The sequence below is a fragment of the Streptomyces sp. NPDC101194 genome (assembly GCF_044767885.1).
In the GTDB taxonomy this organism is placed as follows: Bacteria; Actinomycetota; Actinomycetes; order Streptomycetales; family Streptomycetaceae; genus Streptomyces.
Genome location: NZ_JBIWOS010000002.1, coordinates 414834 through 432739 on the forward strand (window position 1 = coordinate 414834; position 17906 = coordinate 432739).

14 protein-coding genes are annotated in these 17906 nt (G+C 70.0%); 11 read left to right on the plus strand and 3 right to left on the minus strand.

What is annotated here, in order from left to right; all coding sequences use genetic code 11:
- Positions 1-17: 17 nt before the first annotated feature.
- The 11 genes from nuoE (at position 18) to recQ (ending at position 15216) form a co-directional block, all read left to right on the plus strand.
- Entirely contained in the window at positions 18-866 is an 849-nt protein-coding gene (gene nuoE, locus ACIRP2_RS08565) for an NADH-quinone oxidoreductase subunit NuoE (protein ID WP_404249402.1), read from the plus strand.
- Complete coding sequence (nuoF, locus tag ACIRP2_RS08570) at positions 863-2236, plus strand: NADH-quinone oxidoreductase subunit NuoF (RefSeq protein WP_404247889.1); 1374 nt, start codon at positions 863-865, stop codon at positions 2234-2236. The genes nuoE and nuoF overlap by 4 nt, the downstream gene beginning before the upstream one ends.
- Entirely contained in the window at positions 2233-4740 is a 2508-nt protein-coding gene (locus tag ACIRP2_RS08575) for an NADH-quinone oxidoreductase subunit G (protein WP_404247891.1), read from the plus strand. The genes nuoF and ACIRP2_RS08575 overlap by 4 nt, the downstream gene beginning before the upstream one ends.
- Positions 4737-6140 (plus strand): NADH-quinone oxidoreductase subunit NuoH, encoded by a 1404-nt coding sequence (gene nuoH, locus ACIRP2_RS08580; RefSeq protein WP_404247893.1) that lies wholly within the window; start codon positions 4737-4739, stop codon positions 6138-6140. Before ACIRP2_RS08575 ends, nuoH begins: the two co-directional genes overlap by 4 nt.
- Positions 6133-6762 (plus strand): NADH-quinone oxidoreductase subunit NuoI, encoded by a 630-nt coding sequence (gene nuoI, locus ACIRP2_RS08585; protein ID WP_404247895.1) that lies wholly within the window; start codon positions 6133-6135, stop codon positions 6760-6762. The genes nuoH and nuoI overlap by 8 nt, the downstream gene beginning before the upstream one ends.
- Complete coding sequence (locus ACIRP2_RS08590; protein ID WP_404247897.1) at positions 6759-7586, plus strand: NADH-quinone oxidoreductase subunit J; 828 nt, start codon at positions 6759-6761, stop codon at positions 7584-7586. Before nuoI ends, ACIRP2_RS08590 begins: the two co-directional genes overlap by 4 nt.
- The gene (gene nuoK / locus ACIRP2_RS08595; protein WP_093543641.1) at positions 7583-7882 is read left to right on the plus strand and encodes an NADH-quinone oxidoreductase subunit NuoK; all 300 of its coding nucleotides are present in this window, start codon (positions 7583-7585) and stop codon (positions 7880-7882) included. Before ACIRP2_RS08590 ends, nuoK begins: the two co-directional genes overlap by 4 nt.
- 14 nt (positions 7883-7896) lie before the next feature.
- The gene (gene nuoL / locus ACIRP2_RS08600; RefSeq protein WP_404247899.1) at positions 7897-9792 is read left to right on the plus strand and encodes an NADH-quinone oxidoreductase subunit L; all 1896 of its coding nucleotides are present in this window, start codon (positions 7897-7899) and stop codon (positions 9790-9792) included.
- Between the two features lie 5 nt (positions 9793-9797).
- A complete protein-coding gene (locus ACIRP2_RS08605) occupies positions 9798-11408 on the plus strand; it encodes an NADH-quinone oxidoreductase subunit M (RefSeq protein WP_404247901.1) in 1611 nt (536 codons plus the stop codon).
- Positions 11405-13069, plus strand: a complete 1665-nt coding sequence (gene nuoN / locus ACIRP2_RS08610; RefSeq protein ID WP_404247903.1) for an NADH-quinone oxidoreductase subunit NuoN — start codon at positions 11405-11407, stop codon at positions 13067-13069. The genes ACIRP2_RS08605 and nuoN overlap by 4 nt, the downstream gene beginning before the upstream one ends.
- 152 nt (positions 13070-13221) lie before the next feature.
- Complete coding sequence (gene recQ, locus ACIRP2_RS08615) at positions 13222-15216, plus strand: DNA helicase RecQ (protein WP_404247905.1); 1995 nt, start codon at positions 13222-13224, stop codon at positions 15214-15216.
- 31 nt (positions 15217-15247) lie between these two features.
- Here the strand turns inward: recQ and ACIRP2_RS08620 are convergent, their stop codons facing one another.
- The 3 genes from ACIRP2_RS08620 to fahA form a co-directional block, all read right to left on the minus strand.
- Positions 15248-15856, minus strand: coding sequence for a Uma2 family endonuclease (locus ACIRP2_RS08620; protein WP_404247907.1), 609 nt, complete (start codon positions 15854-15856; stop codon positions 15248-15250).
- A gap of 133 nt (positions 15857-15989) precedes the next feature.
- Positions 15990-16667 (minus strand): GPP34 family phosphoprotein, encoded by a 678-nt coding sequence (locus ACIRP2_RS08625; protein WP_404247909.1) that lies wholly within the window; start codon positions 16665-16667, stop codon positions 15990-15992.
- Positions 16664-17893 carry a fumarylacetoacetase gene (gene fahA, locus ACIRP2_RS08630; RefSeq protein WP_404247911.1) on the minus strand — a complete coding sequence of 410 codons (1230 nt, stop codon included), beginning with the start codon at positions 17891-17893 and terminating at the stop codon, positions 16664-16666. Before fahA ends, ACIRP2_RS08625 begins: the two co-directional genes overlap by 4 nt.
- Between the last annotated feature and the right edge of the window lie 13 nt (positions 17894-17906).

The window sequence follows — 17906 nt, forward strand, 5'->3', positions numbered from 1 at the left end:
AGGAAGTCAGTCTGGGGATGCCGCAGCTCCCCGCCCCCGCCTACCCGGCCGAGGTGCGCGCCAGGCTCGAAGCGGACGCGAAGGAGGTGATCGCCCGCTACCCCGGCAGCCGCTCCGCCCTGCTGCCGCTGCTGCACCTGGTGCAGGCCGAGGAGGGCTTCGTCTCCCGTACGGGCATGGCGTTCTGCGCCGAGCAGCTCGGCCTCACCACCGCCGAGGTCACCGCGGTCGCCACCTTCTACACCATGTACCGGCGCAGGCCGAGCGGCGAGTACCAGGTCGGAGTCTGCACCAACACCCTGTGCGCGGTGATGGGCGGCGACGCCATCTTCGACCGGCTGAAGGAACACCTCGGCGTCGGCAACGACGAGACCACCGAAGACGGCAAGGTCACCCTCGAACACATCGAGTGCAACGCGGCCTGTGATTTCGCTCCCGTGGTGATGGTCAACTGGGAGTTCTTCGACAACCAGACGCCCGAGAGCGCGACGCGGCTGGTCGACGACCTGATCGCCGGGCGCACCGTCGAACCCACCCGCGGCGCGCCCCTGTGCTCGTACAAGGAGACGTCCCGGATCCTGGCCGGCTTCCCCGACGAGCGCCCCGGCGCCGTCGAGGCGTCCGGTGGCGCGGGCCCCGCCTCGCTGATCGGACTCCGGCTCGCCAAGGGGGAGGAGCCGCGCCCGCGCGTCGTCGCCCCCCGCGGTGAGAGCCCGCGCGGCGACCAGCCGCACGAGCCGTCGCCGTCCGAGCACCTCGGCCCGCACGCCCACCCGAGTCCCTCCGGGACGCCGGACATCTCACAGCAGACATCGGCCTCCGACCCGGAGCACCCGGCCGGTCCCGTCGCAGAGGAGGGGGAGTGATGACCTTGGCAGCCGAGATCAACGGCAACGGGAACGGAAGCAGCCCCGAGAAGCTGCTCGCCCCGGTCCTCTCCGCCTTCTGGGACGAACCGGAATCCTGGACCCTGGAGACCTACCGGCGCCACGAGGGGTACGAGGGGCTGCGCAAGGCCCTCGCCATGTCGCCGGACGACCTCATCGCGTACGTCAAGGACTCCGGTCTGCGCGGCCGCGGCGGCGCCGGTTTCCCCACCGGGATGAAGTGGCAGTTCATCCCGCAGGGCGACGGCAAACCGCACTACCTGGTCGTCAACGCCGACGAGTCGGAGCCCGGGACCTGCAAGGACATCCCGCTCCTCTTCGCCAACCCGCACTCCCTCATCGAGGGCATCGTGATCGCCTGCTACGCGATCCGTTCCTCGCACGCCTTCATCTATCTGCGCGGTGAAGTCGTCCCCGTGCTGCGGCGGTTGCACGAAGCCGTGCGCGAGGCGTACGAGGCGGGCTTCCTCGGGACGAACGTCCTGGGCTCGGGGCTCGACCTGGAACTCACCGTGCACGCGGGCGCGGGCGCGTACATCTGTGGTGAGGAGACCGCACTCCTCGACTCGCTCGAAGGGCGACGCGGCCAGCCCCGGCTGCGGCCGCCCTTCCCCGCGGTCGCCGGTCTGTACGCCTGCCCCACTGTGGTGAACAACGTCGAATCCATCGCCTCGGTTCCCGCGATCCTGAACCGGGGCAAGGACTGGTTCAAGTCGATGGGCAGCGAGAAGTCCCCGGGCTTCACGCTGTACTCGCTCAGCGGGCACGTCGCGAGCCCCGGCCAGTACGAGGCCCCGCTCGGCATCACGCTGCGCCAGCTGCTCGACATGAGCGGCGGCATGCGTCCCGGCCACCGGCTGAAGTTCTGGACCCCGGGCGGCTCCTCGACCCCGATGTTCACCGACGAGCACCTCGACGTGCCGCTCGACTACGAGGGCGTCGGCGCCGCCGGTTCCATGCTCGGCACCAAGGCGCTCCAGTGCTTCGACGAGACGACCTGCGTCGTGCGGGCGGTCACCCGCTGGACCGAGTTCTACGCCCACGAGTCCTGCGGCAAGTGCACGCCGTGCCGTGAAGGCACGTACTGGCTGGTCCAGTTGCTCCGCGACATCGAGGCAGGCAAGGGACAGATGGCCGACCTCGACAAGCTCAACGACATCGCCGACAACATCAACGGCAAGTCCTTCTGCGCCCTCGGCGACGGCGCCGCCTCACCGATCTTCTCCTCGCTGAAGTACTTCCGCGAGGAGTACGAGGAGCACATCACGGGCCGGGGCTGCCCCTTCGATCCCGCCAGGTCGACCGCCTGGGCCGACGACAAGAACGCTCACCAGGGGGTGAACGCATGACAGTCACCACGAGTGCGCCCTCCGGGGGCGGCGAGGCGGCCGTTCCGCCCGAGGACCTCGTCACGCTGACGATCGACGGCATCGAGATCAGCGTGCCCAAGGGCACCCTGGTCATCCGGGCCGCCGAACTCCTCGGCATCGAGATCCCGCGCTTCTGCGACCACCCGCTCCTCGATCCGGTCGGCGCCTGCCGCCAGTGCATCGTCGAGGTCGAGGGCCAGCGCAAGCCGATGGCGTCCTGCACCATCACCTGCACCGACGGCATGGTGGTGCGGTCGCAGCTGACCTCGCCGGTCGCCGAGAAGGCGCAGAAGGGTGTGATGGAGCTGCTGCTCATCAACCACCCGCTGGACTGCCCGGTCTGCGACAAGGGCGGCGAGTGCCCGCTGCAGAACCAGGCGATGTCGCACGGCGACGCCGACTCCCGCTTCGACGGGAAGAAGCGGACGTACGAGAAGCCCGTCCCGATCTCCACCCAGGTGCTGCTGGACCGAGAGCGGTGCGTGCTCTGCGCGCGCTGCACCCGGTTCTCCAACCAGGTGGCGGGCGACCCGATGATCGAGCTGATCGAGCGCGGTGCCCTCCAGCAGGTCGGTACGGGCGAGGGCGACCCGTTCGAGTCGTACTTCTCCGGGAACACCATCCAGATCTGCCCGGTCGGGGCGCTGACCTCGGCGGCGTACCGGTTCCGGTCCCGGCCCTTCGACCTGGTGTCGTCGCCGTCGGTGTGCGAGCACTGCGCGGGCGGCTGTGCCACCCGCACCGACCACCGGCGCGGCAAGGTCATGCGGCGGCTCGCCGCCAACGACCCCGAGGTCAACGAGGAGTGGGTCTGCGACAAGGGCCGCTTCGGCTTCCGCTACGCGCAGCAACGGGACCGGCTCACCACCCCGCTGGTACGCAACGCGGACGGTGTCCTGGAACCGGCGAGCTGGCCCGAGGCGCTGGCCGCCGCGGCTGCCGGGCTGACCGCCGCACGCGGCAGGACGGGTGTCCTCATCGGCGGCCGGCTGACCGTCGAGGACGCGTACGCGTACAGCAAGTTCGCCCGGGTCGCCCTCGACACGAACGACGTCGACTTCCGCGCGCGGGCGCACAGCGGCGAGGAGGCCGACTTCCTGGCCGCCCGCGTGGCCGGACGGGGCCGGGACCTGGACGGCTCGGGTGTCACGTACACCTCGCTGGAGAAGGCCCCGACGGTGCTGCTGGTCGGGTTCGAGTCCGAGGAGGAGGCGCCCGGCGTCTTCCTGCGGCTGCGCAAGGCGAACCGCAAGCACGGACAGCGCACGTTCGCCGTCGCCTCGCACGCCACCCGAGGGCTGGAGAAGGCGGGCGGCACGCTGCTCCCCGCCGCCCCCGGCACGGAGACCGAGTGGCTCGACGCGATCGCGGGCGGCGTCGGACTCGACGGCGACGGAGCCGTCGCGGCCGAGGCGCTGCGCGGCGAGGGTGCGGTGATCGTGGTCGGCGAGCGGCTGGCCGAGGTGCCGGGCGGGCTGACCGCCGCGGTACGGACCGCCACCGCGACCGGGGCCGCGCTGGTGTGGATCCCGCGGCGGGCCGGCGAGCGCGGCGCGGTGGAGGCGGGCGCGCTTCCGTCGCTGCTGCCCGGCGGCCGGCCGGCGACCGACCCGCGGGCCAGGGACGAGGTGGCGGCCGTCTGGAACGTCGCCGAACTCCCGTCCCGCTTCGGCCGCGACACCGGCCAGATCGTGGAGGCCGCGGCCACCGGCGAACTGGGCGCGCTGCTCGTCGCCGGGGTCGAGCCCGCGGACCTGCCGAACCCGGCACGGGCCCTGGAAGCCCTGGACCAGGTCGGATTCCTGGTCTCGCTGGAGCTGCGGCCCAGCGAGGTGACCGAGCGGGCCGATGTGGTCCTCCCGGTCGCCGCGGTGGCCGAGAAGCCCGGCACCTTCCTCAACTGGGAGGGCAGGGCGCGGATGTTCGAGGCCGCGCTGAAGCCCGAGCAGATGACACGGACGCTCGCGCCGACCGATGCCCGGGTGCTGCACATGCTGGCCGACGCCATGGACACCCATTTCGCGCTGCCGGACCTGAAGTCCGTACGCCGTGAGCTGGACCGGCTGGGCGGCTGGGCCGGTGCGCACGCCACCGACCCGAACGAGTCGGCGCGACCGCTGCCCAGGCCCGGCGACGGGGAGGCGATCCTCGCGGGCCACCGGATGCTGCTCGACCTGGGCCGGCTCCAGGAGGGCGACGAAGCGCTGGCCGGCACCCGGCACGCCTCGGTCGCCAGGCTCTCCGCCGCCACCGCGGCCGAGACGGGTGTGAAGGACGGCGATCTGCTGGCCGTCACCGGTCCGGCGGGCGGCGTCGAACTCCCGTTGAAGGTCACCGACATGCCGGACCGCGTGGTCTGGGTGCCGCTGAACTCCGTCGGGCGGGGCATCCCGGCCGACACCGGTGCCCGGCCCGGCGGCCTGGTCCGGATCGGCCCCGCCGCACCGGGCACTCCCGACGTCACACCGGAGGTGGGGGCGTGACTGCCTTCGCTCAACTGGCCGCGGCACCGCACCGTGCCGTACTCGCCGCCGAGGATCTGTCGATGTTCGGCACCGACCCGTGGTGGCTCGTCGTCATCAAGGCGGTGTTCTGCTTCGCGTTCCTGATGGTGACCGTGCTCTTCTCGATCGTGTGGGAGCGCAAGGTCGTCGCCTGGATGCAGCTGCGCATCGGACCCAACAGGCACGGCCCCTGGGGCATGCTCCAGTCGCTCGCCGACGGCATCAAGCTGATGCTGAAGGAAGACGTCGTCGTCAAACGGGCCGACAAGGTCGTGTACGTGCTGGCGCCGATCGTCGCCGCCATTCCGGCGTTCATGGCGATCGCGGTGATCCCGTTCGGCCCGTCCGACAACCAGGTCTCGATCTTCGGGCACCGTACGGCGATGCAGCTCACCGACCTGCCCATCGCGATGCTCTACATCCTCGCGGTCGCCTCGGTCGGGATCTACGGCATCGTGCTGGCGGGCTGGTCGTCCGGATCGACGTACCCGCTCCTCGGCGGCCTGCGCTCCTGCGCGCAGATGATCAGCTACGAGATCGCGATGGGCGCCGCGTTCGCCTCGGTCTTCCTCTACTCCGGGTCGATGTCGACCTCGAAGATCGTGGAGGCGCAGCAGGACCGCTGGTTCATCCTGCTGCTGCCGGTCTCCTTCATCATCTACATCGTCACGATGGTCGGTGAGACCAACCGGGCCCCGTTCGACATGCCGGAGTCCGAGGGCGACCTCGTCGGCGGCTTCAACACCGAGTACTCGTCGATCAAGTTCGCGATGTTCATGCTCGCCGAGTACGTCAACATGGTCACCGTCTCGGCGGTCTCCACGACCCTGTTCCTGGGCGGCTGGCGGGCCCCGTGGCCGATCAGCACCTTCTGGGAGGGCGCGAACCAGGGCTGGTGGCCGATGCTCTGGTTCGTCCTCAAGGTCCAGTTGCTGCTGTTCTTCTTCATCTGGCTGCGCGGCACGCTGCCGCGGGTCCGCTACGACCAGCTGATGAAGCTCGGCTGGAAGGTCCTGATCCCGGTCTCGCTGCTCTGGCTGATGCTGGTCGCGACGGTGCGGGCACTGCGCAACGAGGGCTACGACTTCTCGAAGATCGTGCTGTACGTGGCCGGGGCCGTGATCGCCATCCTGCTGATCTCCTTCGTCGCCGACATCTTCCGCGACAAGAAGGGCCGGGCCGAGGCGGCGGACGCCGGACCGGAGCCGGCGTTCGACCCGATGGCGGGCGGATTCCCGGTGCCGCCACTGCCCGGACAGACCCTGCCGCCGGTGCCGCGCCGAAGGCCGCGCGGCGAGCGGGAGCTCGTTGTCAGTGGCGGACCGGATACTGAGAGTGACGGAAATTCGAGTGACGGAAAGGAGGCTGACGGTGTCTGAGTCATCAGAACCTTCGGAGGAGAAGTTCCAGAACCCCGTCGCCGGCTTCGGCGTGACCTTCAAGGCCATGTTCAAGAAGCGGTTGACCGAGCAGTATCCGGAAACGCAGAAGGTGACGGCGCCGCGCTTCCACGGCCGGCATCAGCTCAACCGTCACCCGGACGGTCTGGAGAAGTGCGTCGGCTGTGAGCTGTGTGCCTGGGCCTGTCCGGCGGACGCGATCTACGTGGAGGGCGCGGACAACACCGACGAGGAGCGCTACTCCCCGGGGGAGCGCTACGGCCGCGTCTACCAGATCAACTACGCGCGCTGCATCCTCTGCGGGCTGTGCATCGAGGCGTGCCCGACCCGGGCGCTGACGATGACCAATGAGTTCGAGCTCGCCAACACCAGTCGCGAGAGCCTGATCTACACCAAGGACGAGCTGCTCGCGGGCCTGGAGGAGGGCATGGTCGACACTCCGCACGCGATCTACCCCGGGATGGACGAGCAGGACTACTACCGGGGTCTGGTCACCGAGGCCGCGCCCGGCACGGAGCGTCAGACCGCGGTCTCCAAGGGCGAGAAGCCGTCGGACGGCGGCCGTGAGAGCAACGGCTCGGCGCAGGAGGTGGACGCATGACCGGCCTGGCCGCGGCGGCCTCCCAGACCTCGACCGGCGAGGCCGTCCAGTTCTGGGTGCTGGGCATCGTCGCCGTGCTCGGCGCGCTGTCCACCGTACTGATGAAGAAGGCCGTGCACAGTGCGCTGAGCCTCGCCGGGACCATGATCGTCCTGGCGGTGTTCTACCTCGCCAACGGCGCCTACTTCCTGGGCATCGTCCAGATCGTCGTCTACACCGGCGCGATCATGATGCTGTTCCTCTTCGTGGTCATGCTCGTCGGCGTCACGGCGGCCGATTCGCTGAAGGAGACCCTCAAGGGCCAGCGCTGGCTCGCCGCGGGCTGCGGCATCGGCTTCGGGGTCCTGCTGATCGCGGGCATCGGCAACGCCTCGCTGAACAGCTTCAACGGTCTCGGCACGGCCAACACCGAGCACGGCGGGAACATCGAGGGGCTGGCCAGCCTCATCTTCACCAAGTACGTCTTCGCCTTCGAGATCACCGGCGCCCTGCTGATCACGGCGACGGTCGGCGCGATGGTGCTCACCCACCGGGAGCGCACCGAACGGGCAAGGACCCAGCGGGAGATGTCCGAGGCGCGCGTACGCGGCAAGCAGCTGCCGCCGCTGCCCGCCCCCGGCGTCTACGCCCGGCACAACGCCGTGGACATCCCGGGTCTGCTCCCGGACGGCACACCGTCCGAGCTCACCGTCATGCAGACGCTGCGCAACCGCGGCCAGATCCGCGATGTGTCCAACGAGTCGCTGGACCGGCTCAAGGCGCTGGAGCAGCGCGCCGAGGAGCGGCTCGGCCGGGACAACGAAGACGAGGAGGTCGCCAAGTGAATCCGGTCAACTACCTCTATCTGGCCGCCCTGTTGTTCACGATCGGTGCGGCCGGGGTGCTGATCCGGCGGAACGCGATCGTGGTGTTCATGTGCGTGGAGCTGATGCTCAACGCCTGCAACCTCGCGTTCGTGACCTTCTCCCGGATGCACGGCAATCTCGACGGCCAGATCATCGCCTTCTTCACGATGGTCGTCGCCGCCGCGGAGGTCGTGGTCGGGCTCGCGATCATCGTGTCGGTGTTCCGTTCCCGCCACTCGGCCTCGGTCGACGACGCCAGCCTGATGAAGCTGTAAGGGGACGTTGAATCGTGGAGAACCTGATTGCGCTGCTCGTCGCGGCGCCCCTGCTCGGAGCGGCGGTCCTGCTCTGCGGCGGCCGACGGCTGGACCGCGCCGGACACTGGGTCGGCACCCTGCTCGCCGCCGTGTCCTTCGTCATCGGCGTCGTGCTCTTCCTCGACATGCTGGGGAAGGGCGCGGACGACCGGGCGCTGCACCAGAAGCTGTTCAGCTGGATCCCGGTCGAGGGCTTCCGGGCCGATGTGGCCTTCCAGCTCGACCAGTTGTCGATGACGTTCGTGCTGCTGATCACCGGTGTGGGCACCCTGATCCACATCTACTCGATCGGTTACATGGCGCACGACGAACGCCGGCGCCGCTTCTTCGGCTATCTGAACCTGTTCCTCGCGGCGATGCTGATCCTGGTCATCGCGGACAACTACCTGCTGCTGTACCTCGGGTGGGAGGGCGTCGGTCTGGCGTCGTACCTGCTGATCGGCTTCTGGCAGCACAAGCCGAGCGCGGCCACGGCCGCCAAGAAGGCATTCCTGGTCAACCGGGTCGGCGACATGGGCCTGTCGATCGCGATCATGCTGATGTTCACCACCTTCGGCACGTTCGCCTTCGGCCCCGTGCTGGCGGAGACCGGCCAGACGAGCGAGGGCAAGCTGACGGCGATCGGCCTGATGCTGCTGCTCGCGGCCTGTGGCAAGTCGGCCCAGGTGCCGCTGCAGTCCTGGCTCGGTGACGCGATGGAGGGCCCGACCCCGGTCTCGGCCCTCATCCACGCCGCGACCATGGTGACCGCGGGCGTCTACCTCGTCGTCCGCTCCGGGGCGATCTTCAACGCCGCGCCGGACGCGCAGTTGGTCGTCGTGGTCGTCGGTGCGGTCACGCTGCTGTTCGGTGCGATCGTCGGTTGCGCGAAGGACGACATCAAGAAGGCCCTCGCCGGGTCGACGATGTCGCAGATCGGCTACATGATCCTGGCCGCCGGGCTCGGCCCGATCGGCTATGTCTTCGCGATCATGCACCTGGTGACGCACGGCTTCTTCAAGGCGGGGCTCTTCCTCGGCGCCGGTTCGGTCATGCACGGCATGAACGACGAGGTCGACATGCGGAAGTTCGGCGGCCTGCGGAAGTACATGCCGGTCACCTTCATCACCTTCGGCCTCGGCTATCTGGCGATCATCGGCTTCCCCGGTCTGTCCGGCTTCTTCTCCAAGGACAAGATCATCGAGGCGGCCTTCGCCAAGGGCGGCACCGAGGGCTGGATCCTCGGCTCGGTGGCCCTGCTGGGTGCCGCGATCACCGCGTTCTACATGACGCGCGTGATGCTGCTGACGTTCTTCGGGGAGAAGCGCTGGCAGCCGGACGAGCAGGGGAACGAGCCGCATCCGCACGAGTCCCCGAAGTCGATGACCATCCCCATGATCATCCTGGCCTTCGGGTCGGTCTTCGCCGGAGGCCTCTTCTCCATCGGTGACCGCTTCCTGAACTGGCTGGAGCCGGTCACCGGGCACAGCCACGGGCACGCCCCGGTCAGCGCCACGACCGTCACGGCGGCCACGATGGTGGTGCTCGTCGTCGGTGTCGCCATCGCCTGGGCGATGTACGGACGCAAGCCGGTCCCGGTCGTCGCCCCGCGCGGCTCGCTGCTCACCCGGGCGGCCCGTCGCGATCTCCTCCAGGACGACTTCAACCATGTGGTCCTGGTCCGCGGCGGCGAGCACCTCACCCGCTCCCTGGTGTATGTCGACCACACCCTGGTCGACGGCGTCGTCAACGGCACGGCCGCCTCGATGGGCGGGCTCTCCGGCCGGCTGCGCAAGCTGCAGAACGGCTACGCCCGCTCCTACGCGGTCTCGATGTTCGGCGGTACGGCGGTCCTCATCGCCGCGACCCTGCTGATGAGGGCGGTCTGATCACCATGTCCTTTCCCCTCCTGACGGCGACGGCGGCCCTCCCGGCGATCGGTGCGATCGCCACCGCCGCCGTCCCCGCCGCCCGGCGCACCGCTGCCAAATGGCTGGCGCTGCTGTTCTCGCTGGCCACGCTCGTGCTGGCGGGCATCGCGCTCGCCAGGTTCGAGCCCGGTGGTGCCCGCTACCAGCTCACCGAATCGCACGCCTGGATCAAGGACTTCGGCGTCCGGTACGAACTGGGCGTGGACGGCATCGGGGTGGCGCTCATGGCGCTCACCGCCCTGCTGATCCCCTTCGTCATCCTGGCCGGCTGGCACGACGCCGACCCTTCCCCGAGCTCTCAACAGGGTTCGGGCAGGGGAGGCCCCGGCGAGACCAAGCCGTACCGCTGGCGGCCGACCCAGGGCTTCTTCGCCCTGATCCTGATGGTCGAAGCGATGGTGATCCTCTCCTTCGAGGCCACCGATGTCTTCCTCTTCTACATCCTCTTCGAAGCCATGCTCATCCCGATGTACTTCCTCATCGGCGGCTTCGGGGACCGGGCCCACGCCGGCAGCGACGAGAACGCGGCGGCCCAGCGTTCGTACGCCGCCGTCAAGTTCCTCCTCTACAACCTCGTCGGCGGGCTCATCATGCTGGCCGCCGTGATCGGGCTGTACGTGGTCGCGGGGACGTTCTCCCTCTCCGAGATCGCCGAGGCACGGGCCAACGGCTCGCTCTCCATGGCGACCGGTACGGAGCGGTGGCTCTTCCTCGGGTTCTTCTTCGCCTTCGCGGTGAAGGCCCCGCTGTGGCCGCTGCACACCTGGCTGCCCAACGCCATGGGCGAGGCGACCTCCCCGGTCGCCGTCCTGATCACCGCGGTCGTCGACAAGGTCGGCACCTTCGCGATGCTCCGCTTCTGCCTCCAGCTCTTCCCGGAGGCCAGCAAGTGGGCGACGCCGGTGATCGTCGTCCTGGCACTGATCAGCATCGTCTACGGGGCGCTGCTCGCCGTCGGCCAGCGCGACATCAAGCGCCTGATCGCCTACGCGTCGATCTCGCACTTCGGTTTCATCATCCTCGGCATCTTCGCGATGACGAGCCAGGGCCAGTCGGGTGCCACGCTCTACATGGTCAACCACGGGATCTCGACGGCCGCGCTGATGCTGGTGGCGGGCTTCCTGATCACCCGGCGCGGTTCGCGGCTCATCGCGGACTACGGCGGGGTGCAGAAGGTGGCGCCCGTCCTGGCCGGCACCTTCCTGATCGGCGGTCTGGCCACCCTGTCGCTGCCCGGACTCGCCCCGTTCGTCAGTGAGTTCCTGGTCCTGGTCGGCGCGTTCAGCGCGTACCCGGCGGCGGGCATCGTCGCCACGACCGGCATCGTGCTCGCCGCGCTGTACGTCCTCGTCCTCTACCAGCGGACGATGACGGGCCCGGTGAAGGCCGAGGTCCAGGGCATGGCGGACCTCAAGGTCCGGGAGCTGGTGGTGGTTCTCCCACTGATCGCGCTGCTGCTCTTCCTGGGTGTCTATCCGAAGCCGCTGACGGAGATCGTGAATCCGGCGGTGCAGCACACCATGTCGGACGTCCAGAAGAAGGACCCCCAGCCTGAGGTGGAGGCCGCCAAGTGAGCGCAACAGCTGTCCACAGCCTGTGGACGACGGCGGGCGGGGTGACATCGGCCGCCCCGGCCGAGAAGTTCAAGGCACCGGTCATCGAGTACGCCCAGCTGACCCCGGTGCTGATCGTGATCGGTGTCGCCGTCGTGGGCGTGCTCGTCGAGGCCTTCGTGCCGCGCCGGTCCCGCTACTACACGCAGGTCTTCCTGACGGTCGTCGCCCTCGCCGCCGCGTTCGCCGCGGTGATCGGCCTGGCCGCCGGGGGGTACGGCACGACGAAGGCGCACATCGCCGCGATGGGCGCCCTCGCGATCGACGGGCCGACGCTGTTCCTGCAGGGCACCATCCTGCTGACCTCGCTGGTCGCCGTCTTCACCTTCGCCGAGCGGCGGCTCGACCCCGCCGCGCACGGCAACCGCGTCGACTCCTTCGCCGCACAGGCCGCATCGGTCCCCGGCAGCGACAGCGAGAAGGCCGCGGTCAAGGCCGGCTTCACCACCACCGAGGTCTTCCCGCTGGTCCTCTTCTCCGTGGCCGGGATGCTGGTCTTCCCGGCGGCCAACGACCTGCTGACGCTCTTCGTGGCCCTGGAGGTCTTCTCCCTCCCGCTCTACCTCCTGTGCGCCGTCGCCCGCCGCAAGCGGCTGATGTCGCAGGAGGCCGCGGTGAAGTACTTCCTGCTCGGCGCCTTCTCGTCGGCGTTCCTGCTCTTCGGGATCGCCCTGCTGTACGGCTACGCGGGCTCCGTCTCGTACGCCACCATCGCGAACGTGGTCGACGGCTCGGTCACCCGGATCGATCCGGCGCTCGCGGACACCATGGGCAACGACGCGCTGCTCCTGATCGGCGGCGCGATGATCCTGACCGGTCTGCTCTTCAAGGTCGGCGCCGTCCCGTTCCACATGTGGACCCCGGACGTCTACCAGGGCGCCCCGACCCCGGTGACCGGCTTCATGGCCGCGGCCACCAAGGTCGCGGCGTTCGGCGCGCTGCTGCGACTGCTGTACGTGGTGCTGCCGGGCCTCGCCTGGGACTGGCGCCCGGTCATGTGGGCCGTCGCGATCGTCACGATGCTGGGCGGTGCGATCGTCGCCATCACCCAGACCGACATCAAGCGACTGCTCGCCTACTCCTCGATCGCCCACGCGGGCTTCATCCTCGCCGGTGTCATCGCGACCACCCCGGACGGCATCTCGTCGGTCCTCTTCTACCTGGGCGCGTACTCCTTCGTGACGGTCGGCGCGTTCGCCGTCGTCACCCTGGTGCGCGACGCGGGCGGCGAGGCGACGCACCTGTCGAAGTGGGCCGGGCTCGGCCGGCGCTCGCCGCTGGTCGCCGCGGTCTTCGCGGTGTTCCTGCTGGCCTTCGCCGGTATCCCGCTCACCTCCGGGTTCTCGGGGAAGTTCGCCGTCTTCAAGGCCGCGGCCGACGGTGGCGCGGGCGGCCTGGTCGTGGTCGGTGTGATCTCCTCGGCGATCGCCGCGTTCTTCTACATCCGCGTCATCGTGCTGATGTTCTTCAGCGAGCCGAAGGCGGACGGCCCGACGGTCGCCGTCCCGTCCCCGCTGACGATGACGACGATCGCGGTCGGTGTCGCGGTCACGCTGGTGCTGGGCCTCGCCCCGCAGTACTTCCTGGACCTGGCCGGCCAGGCGGGAGTGTTCGTGAGGTAGCGCACACACGCACAGCCGGTGCACCGCCATGACAACGCCGGACGGGTTCGAGAGGTCGAGCCCGTCCGGCGTTGTCGTAGGCGGCGCCTATCGTGGCAGGGGACGGTGGCAGGACGGAACGGGACGGACCCGGGATCTCGGGGGACAGAGCGATGAGCGTGACGGGCGGGACCATGGACGTGAGCGAGAGCGACGCGCGGCGGACGCTGCACCGGGTGTTCGGGTACGAGGCCTTCCGCGGCGAGCAGGAAGCGATCGTCGACCATGTGATCGCGGGCGGCGACGCCGTCGTGCTCATGCCGACCGGCGGCGGAAAGTCTCTCTGCTACCAGATCCCGTCCCTGGTCAGAGGCGGTACGGGCATTGTCGTCTCGCCCCTGATCGCCCTCATGCAGGACCAGGTGGACGCGTTGCGGGCGCTCGGTGTGCGGGCCGGCTTCATCAACTCCACGCAGGACTTCGACGAGCGCCGCTCGATGGAGGCCCAGTTCGTGGCCGGCGAGCTCGACCTGCTCTACCTGGCCCCCGAGCGGCTCCGCCTGGACTCCACCCTCGGCCTGCTCTCCCGCGGCGAGATCTCCGTCTTCGCCATCGACGAGGCGCACTGTGTGGCCCAGTGGGGCCACGACTTCCGGCCCGACTACCTGGCGCTCTCCGTCCTCGGCGAGCGCTGGCCCGACGTACCGCGCATCGCCCTGACGGCCACCGCGACCAACGCCACGCACCAGGAGATCACCCAGCGTCTGGGCATGCCCGACGCGAAGCACTTCGTCGCCAGCTTCGACCGGCCCAACATCCAGTACCGGATCGTGCCGAAGGCCGACCCGAAGAAGCAGCTGCTCTCCTTCCTCAAGGACGAACACCCCGGGGACGCGGGCATCGTCTACTGCCTGTCGCGCAACTCGACGGAGAAGACCGCCGAGTACCTCTGCCGCAACGGCATCGAAGCCGTTCCGTACCACGCCGGTCTGGACGCGGCCACGCGCGCCGCCCACCAGTCCCGCTTCCTGCGCGAGGACGGCCTGGTCGTCGTCGCGACCATCGCGTTCGGCATGGGCATCGACAAGCCGGACGTACGCTTCGTCGCCCATCTGGACCTGCCGAAATCGGTCGAGGGCTACTACCAGGAGACCGGCCGTGCCGGGCGTGACGGGCTGCCGTCCACGGCCTGGATGGCGTACGGACTCCAGGACGTCGTCCAGCAGCGCAAGCTCATCCAGGGCGGCGAGGGCGACGAGGCGTTCCGCCGCCGCGCCGCCTCCCACCTCGACTCGATGCTGGCCCTGTGCGAGACGGTCCGGTGCCGCCGCGCCCAGCTTCTGACGTACTTCGGCCAGGAGCCCGGCACCGCGGCCTGCGGCAACTGCGACACCTGCCTCACCCCGCCCGAGTCGTGGGACGGCACGGTGGTCGCGCAGAAGCTGCTGTCGACCGTGGTCCGGCTGAAGCGCGAGCGGGGACAGAAATTCGGTGCGGGCCAGATCATCGACATCCTGCTCGGCCGCAAGACGGCGAAGGTCATCCAGTTCGACCACGACCAGCTCTCGGTCTTCGGTATCGGCGAGGAGCTGTCCGAGGCCGAATGGCGCGGAGTGGTGCGGCAGTTGCTCGCCCAGGGGCTGATCGCGGTCGAGGGCGAGTACGGAACGCTGGTGCTGACCCAGGAGAGCGGCTCCGTCCTCGGCCGGGAGCGCGAGGTGCTGCTGCGCAAGGAGGCACCGAAGCCCGCGTCGCGCTCCACGAAGGGCGAACGCAAGGCGAAGTCCCAGGCGGCGGCGGCCGAGCTGGCGCCCGAGGCCGTTCCGGTCTTCGAAGCGCTGCGGGCCTGGCGCGGTGCGCAGGCGAAGGAGCAGGGCGTCCCGGCGTACGTCATCTTCCACGACGCGACGTTGCGCGAGATCGCCACGGTGCGGCCGGACTCGGTGTCCGCGCTGGGCGGTATCAGCGGCCTGGGCGAGAAGAAGCTGGCGACGTACGGCGAGGGGGTGCTGGAGGTGCTCGCGTCGTCGGGGGAGCCGACCGCTGCGGAACCGGCCCCCGCAGCCCCGGCGGCGCAGGCGCCCGCCCCGCGCCCGGCCGCACCCGTGACGGTCCCCGACCCGGACCCGGAGTTCGGCTGGGACGAGGAACCGCCCGAGTACGAGTGAGTGCGGGGGCCGGCCGGTGGCGGCGCCGGAGCTACTCCGGAGCCGCTGCCCGGCGGCGCGCGGTAATCGCGGTGAGGTCGAGATCGACCGGGAAGGGAAGGGAGACCTTCATCCGCTCGTGGAAGATACCGGTGGAGGTGTAGGCACCGGTGGCCGGTTCCAGCTCGAAGACGTAGACCACCACTCGGCCTTCCTGGTTCTCCACCCGCCAGTAGTGGGGGATCCGCGCCCGGGCGTACTTCACGGGCTTGGTCTCGCGGTCCCGGGTCAGGGACTCGTCGGACACGACCTCGACCGCCAGCAGCACCGCATCGGCGGGGAACCGTGTCTGCCGCAGACCCTCGACCGCGTCCGCCCGCACGACGACCACATCGGGTTCGGGCCGGTTCTGCCAGTCGACGTCGATGGTGAATTCGCGAAAGACCTCGAAGTCGAGCGGCGCAAGCGATTGCAGCTGCCATTTGAGATAGTCGATCGCGCGCTCGTGGAATACGGTCTGCGGACTCACGAAGACAAGGCTCCCGTCGATCAGCTCCGTGTGCGGAGGCAGATTCGGGAGTGTGTCCAGGTCATCGGCGGTCCAGCCGCCCACGGGCGGAACCGCCCACCGCGGCTCGGAGGCCTCGGGTTCGGTGCTCATCAGTGCTCCCATGACGCGGAGTCTCGCGGGAGATTCCAGCGTATCCGCCGGGAACGGGGTGCGGCTCCCCCCAAACGTGTGAACGATCCGCGCACTGCTGACCGTCGGGCGCCCCGGCCGGCGTCTGCCCTGGTCAGTCGTCGCCGCCTCCGCCGCCTCCCGCGCCGCCCCCGCCCTGGTTCGCCTTGTCCTGGCGTACGTTCCGGCGCACCGCGTACGCGGTCCACTCGTCGCGCACCAGGTCGCGCATCGTCGAGCGGCTTCCCCAGCCGCCCTGTGCCACGGCGCCCGACAGGCCGGTCGCCGAGACCAGCGCTGCCAGGGTGCGGCTGCGCGGGTCCGGGAAGCCGGCCGCCTCGGCGGCCGCGAAGCGTTCCCGGACCGCGGCCGACAGGGCCGGGTCGGCCGCCGGGTGACGGTGGTAGGGGAGCAGACCGAGGAGCCGGTGGGTCTCCCTGCGCAGGACCGCGCGGCCCACCAGATGCTCCAGGCACAGCTCCTCGACGTATCGGCCGGTCCGCCGGATCCACGCCTTCGCGCCGACGCCGCCCGCGAGCCCGCCCCCGTCCGGGGCAGGCAGGCTCCCCAGGACCTGCGCGAGGAGCGGGTCCTGGGGAGGCTGCGGGCTGATCACCCGTATCCGGCCGAGCTGTTCGACGATCCGGCCGTGGAGCTCCAGCTCCGCGAGGACCGCGCCCGCCATCCCGTACTCCAGGAAACGGTTTCGGCAGTACGGCTTGCCGCGCCGCGGGTCCAGGGCGAGCAGGAGCAGTTCCTCGGGAAGCGTGTGCTCCGGGGCAGCGGGGTTCACGACGCGGGCACGATCCGTCCCGTGACCTCGCCGAGGCCGACCCGGGTGCCGTCCGGGCCCGGTGCCCAGGCCGTCATCGTCACCGTGTCGCCGTCCTCCAGGAACGTCCGCTTGCCGTCCGGCAGGTCCAGCGGGTCGCGACCGTTCCAGGTCAGCTCCAGGAGGGAGCCGCGCTGCCCGGGCTCGGCGCCGCTGACCGTGCCCGAGCCGTACAGATCACCGGTGCGCAGCGACGCCCCGTTCACCGTCATCTGGGCCAGCATCTGGGCCGCCGTCCAGTACATGGTGGCGAACGGCGGCTCGGCGACCGGCTGTCCGTTGATGGCGACGGAGATCCGCAGGTCGAGGCCGCCGGCCTCCTCCTCGCCCGCGTCCTCCAGATAGGGGAGCAGCGGGAAGTCGCGGGCCGGGGGCGCGATCCGGGCCGCCTCCAGGGCTTCGAGCGGTGTCACCCAGGCCGATACGGACGTGGCGAAGGACTTGCCGAGGAACGGGCCGAGCGGGACGTACTCCCAGGCCTGGATGTCCCGCGCCGACCAGTCGTTGAGCAGGCAGAGCCCGAAGACGTGCTCGCGGAAGTCGCCGAGCGGGACCGGGCGGCCCTGCTCGGAGCCGACTCCGACGACGAAGCCGACCTCGGCCTCGATGTCGAGCTTGACGGACGGGCCGAAGACCGGGGCCGCGTCGGACGGTGCCTTGCGCTGGCCGGAGGGGCGCACCACGTCCGTACCGGAGACGACGACGGTGCCGGACCTGCCGTGGTAGCCGATCGGGAGGTGCTTCCAGTTGGGCGTCAGCGCGTCGCCGTTCGGCCGGAAGATCTTTCCGACGTTGGTGGCGTGGTGCTCGCTCGCGTAGAAGTCGACGTAGTCCGCGACCTCGTACGGCAGATGGAGCGTCACGGACTCGATCGGGTGCAGCAGCGGTTCGATGTCCGCGCGGTGTGCCGGGACCGTCACCCACGCGGTCAGGGCCCGCCGGACGTCCCGCCAGGCGGTGCGGCCCGCGGCCAGCAGCGCGGTCAGGTCCGGCTGGGCGAGGAGCTGTGCGTAGGGCGAGCCGAGTGCGTGTGCCGCGGCTCCGGCGTCCAGGACGTGGTTGCCGATGCGGACGCCGACCCGGCGGTCCCCGGGGTGGTCGGGGGTGGAGAACACACCGTAGGGAAGGTTGTGCGGACCGAAGGGATCGCCCTCGGCCAGATCGAGCGGGCTGCTCTGCTCGGGCATGTGTTGCTGCCTC

What these genes read in the sequence shown, in the direction of transcription:
- nuoE (WP_404249402.1), top strand. Translation starts at nt 18, where the DNA reads ATGCCGCAGCTCCCCGCCCCCGCCTACCCGGCCGAGGTGCGCGCCAGG.
- ACIRP2_RS08575 (WP_404247891.1), top strand. Translation starts at nt 2,233, where the DNA reads ATGACAGTCACCACGAGTGCGCCCTCCGGGGGCGGCGAGGCGGCCGTT.
- ACIRP2_RS08590 (WP_404247897.1), top strand. Translation starts at nt 6,759, where the DNA reads ATGACCGGCCTGGCCGCGGCGGCCTCCCAGACCTCGACCGGCGAGGCC.
- ACIRP2_RS08605 (WP_404247901.1), top strand. Translation starts at nt 9,798, where the DNA reads ATGTCCTTTCCCCTCCTGACGGCGACGGCGGCCCTCCCGGCGATCGGT.
- recQ (WP_404247905.1), top strand. Translation starts at nt 13,222, where the DNA reads ATGAGCGTGACGGGCGGGACCATGGACGTGAGCGAGAGCGACGCGCGG.
- ACIRP2_RS08620 (WP_404247907.1), bottom strand. Translation starts at nt 15,856, where the DNA reads ATGAGCACCGAACCCGAGGCCTCCGAGCCGCGGTGGGCGGTTCCGCCC.
- fahA (WP_404247911.1), bottom strand. Translation starts at nt 17,893, where the DNA reads ATGCCCGAGCAGAGCAGCCCGCTCGATCTGGCCGAGGGCGATCCCTTC.